The sequence below is a fragment of the Dietzia sp. UCD-THP genome (assembly GCF_000349585.1).
GTDB lineage: Bacteria > Actinomycetota > Actinomycetes > Mycobacteriales > Mycobacteriaceae > Dietzia > Dietzia natronolimnaea_A.
This window is the reverse complement of sequence record NZ_AOSR01000184.1, coordinates 1-2946: the sequence shown is the minus strand read 5'-3', so window position 1 is coordinate 2946 and position 2946 is coordinate 1. Positions and strand designations below refer to the sequence as shown.

The window sequence follows — 2946 nt, the reverse complement described above, 5'->3', positions numbered from 1 at the left end:
GTGATCGGGTTGTCGAGGGAGAGGACGGAGTTCAGTAGCGCTTCGGCTGTGGTCAGTGCGCTTTCGACAGTGCGCAGTTCTGGGCGGGGTTGATGCAGGGTGCCCACGAATTTCTTGTAGCCGGCCGGCCACTCGTCACTGGGAAGAATCAGGCGGGGCGGGAGAGTCAGCGCGCGGATGCGGGACTGTTGCTCCAGTGCGGTGCGTAGTTTTTCCGCGTCCACTTCGAGTTCGAGAGCGATTAGACCGATGTCGTAGAGGTCGCGGTACCGGGTGGAGCCACGTGTGCCGTGGATCTCGTACATGGCGCAGGTTTTGTCGGCGAGTTGGTTCTCTATCGGGTAGGACAGCACGGTGAAGTGCTGGCGGGCGAACGGGACCTCGAGAGGGTCGGTGCGGGTGACCGACAGTGATTCAGTGACGGTGGGGGCCTCGAGGTCTCCAGAGACGTCGATGTTGAACCGGGAGAACTCGGTGGTACCGAACCGGACGATGACGGTCAGTTGAATGTTCTCGATGGTCCCGCTGACTGATTCCTTCCGTGGGTTGCGCACTTCGAAGGTATACGGGCCAACTTGCATCCGGTGCATGGCGGAGATGAGGGCGTCGGCAGCGTCGCGATGGCCGGTGGGGGAGGTTTGCCGGTACAGGTCGAGGTCCTGGGTGTGGCGTGCTCCGGGGATGAGGCAGTAGAGGTTGGTGCCGCCTTTGAGGACCCATACCGGGTCGGTATCCATCAGCTCTGCGAGGAAGACTTCGCGGAAGAACTGGCTGTAGACGGTGTTCGGGGTCAGCTTCTGCTGTGTGGCGAATTGGCGTAATCCGGCAGTGATTTGAGGATGGGTGGTCCGCGGCTTGGGGTTAGGCATCGTCGTCCTGATCGTCGTCCTGGTCGCGGCGGTCTTCAGTGTCGCGGGTCTTGTCTCGCACTTCCCGAAGCCAATCGGTGCCACCGGTACCGGTAGTGGGCAGCACGTCACTAAACGTCTGGGCGGTAGTTCTAGCTTGGGCTTCCAGTTGTTCTCGGAGCGCCGGTGGGAGCATCGTGTGTTGATCTATTGCTGCTAACGCGGGTAGTTGCACCTGGGTGATTGTTGCCGGTAGCTGAAGGTTAGGGACCGCGCTGGCGAAGATCTCGCGGAGCTGTTGCTGGATTGGCGCCATTGCCTGCTGCATCATGCGGGCGAGGTGGTCATCGTCAGCATGATGGCTCGGGAAGAGCTCCTCCAGTCGTGCGCGCATTGCCGAGTCAGTGTTGCGGGCAGTCCCGAAGTGCTCCGCTACTGGTGCGAGGGCATCTGCTAGGGCATCTTTGGTGGCTAGACGCTGCGACAGCGCATCGCCAAGCATGTCGATGAGATGACCCGGTTCATGTCCGGCTCGGGCCAGGTCAAGCACGGTTCTGCCCACGCTGGTGACCGGCAGTCCATCCATGTCGATGACCTCATCCGGGGACAGTGCCGCGGTGATGAACCGAACGCCGGGCTGGCGTGTCTGTCGCCGGCCGGGCGTGGTGAAGATGATCGCCTCGCTGGGAAGGTCACCGATGCCATGCAGTTGTGCAGCGGTCTCGTGGGAGACGACTGCGTCCAGGCCGTCGCTGTTCCTGCGCTCAGCGGCCAGGGCATGCGGTTTCAAGGCCAGCCATTGCGCCCGCACCTCGAGCACAGTCGTCACTGGGGTCGAGGTGCTCGCATAGACCCCATGACGCACCCGCAGAAGTACCCCACGGTCCACGAGCCGGCTCAGCAGGACAGCGCTGACACCGAGCTCCTTGGCCTGGGCAGCGGTGAGCAGGCCCCACTGTTGGGCCGCGAGATCTGAGACGGTCTCTGTCGCTTCCCCCAGCTTCATGCTGCAATTATTACACATACAGATAGTTTTGCAGTCGTATCGGGGTTTTTAGCTGCAACAGTATCCCTGATAGATACTTTTGGAGCGAATCGGTGGGCGTGCCGCGGCGTCGTCCTGGTCGGCGCCGCGGTCAACGAGTTTGCGTGCTTCGTGGAATTCGAGCTCGTCGAGGATGGCGTTCGACCATAGGGGGCGATAGAGGTTCTCGGCTGCGAGTGAGAGCAGGGCATCTCGTTGCAGGCTCGGCCACAGCACGCAGGTGTCGAGAACGGCTACAAACATGGGCTGATTGTGTCAGCTGGCTGTGTCAGCTGGCTTTCTTCGCCACCTTGCGACGTGCGGCGACTGCTTTACGGGCCTGGCGCAGCTGCTCCCGGATGACCGCTGGGTCGTCTTCGGTGTCGATGGCCACGGACGTCGCCGCGATTGCGTCATACTGCCGTGTCCGACGAGCCTCCCGATAGGCAAGCACATCGTCGAGCAGCAGCCGATGCCGATTGCCGACCCGCTCGGCAGCGATCTGTTCGTCGTTGATCAACCGGACGATCGTTGGCCGACTTGCGCCGAGCAGGTCGGCGGCCTGCTGCGTCGTGAGGGTCATGCTCTGCGGCGCCACGGTGACAGCTCGGCCCTGCGACATTGCCTCAACTACCCGCTTGAGGACCTGGTGAAGGTTTGCGGGCAGTTCGATTCGATCGTGCTCGTCGACCCCGACCAGGGCGTATGACGGTTGGGCACTAGTTCCCGCGGAGCGTTCATGGGCCTGCAGGAAACTCAGCACCGGCGCAAGCTGCTCAGCGTGCTCGGGTAGGAACGTCTCAGATGCGAGCGTCTGGGATTGCGTTGCCATGCCGAAACACCTCTCTATGCGAACAGGGCGAAATAGCTTTCGATACGTTCGAATATGCCAGGTCGTGCCGAAAAAATCCACCACGGCCGCTGAGGCCCTGGAGGGTCGGCACGGCGAGGGTGCCGCGTGGGGTGATACGTGCGGGTTGCTGCAACGTGCCAGAGGCCTCCTGCATCAGATGCAGGTTTCCGCAGTGTGGGCGTCGTCGCGCACCCTGCTGCCTAGTTGGCGGCTGCGTACGC

3 protein-coding genes and 1 pseudogene are annotated in these 2946 nt (G+C 62.3%); all 4 read right to left on the bottom strand.

Features of this window, described 5'->3' with window-relative positions; translation table 11 throughout:
• On the bottom strand, nt 1-869 hold an 869-nt coding region (locus H483_RS27520; RefSeq protein WP_017836518.1), incomplete at its 3' end, for a nucleotidyl transferase AbiEii/AbiGii toxin family protein.
• On the bottom strand, nt 862-1854 hold the full coding sequence (locus H483_RS27515) for a type IV toxin-antitoxin system AbiEi family antitoxin domain-containing protein (protein WP_017836517.1): 993 nt from the start codon (nt 1852-1854) through the stop codon (nt 862-864). The genes H483_RS27520 and H483_RS27515, both read right to left, overlap by 8 nt.
• Nucleotides 1855-1950: 96 nt before the next feature.
• A pseudogene (locus H483_RS38670) lies at nt 1951-2136 on the bottom strand (PIN domain-containing protein); the annotation flags it as partial.
• Between the two features lie 25 nt (nt 2137-2161).
• A complete protein-coding gene (locus H483_RS27510; protein ID WP_017836516.1) occupies nt 2162-2704 on the bottom strand; it encodes a helix-turn-helix domain-containing protein in 543 nt (180 codons plus the stop codon).
• Nucleotides 2705-2946 lie beyond the last annotated feature (242 nt).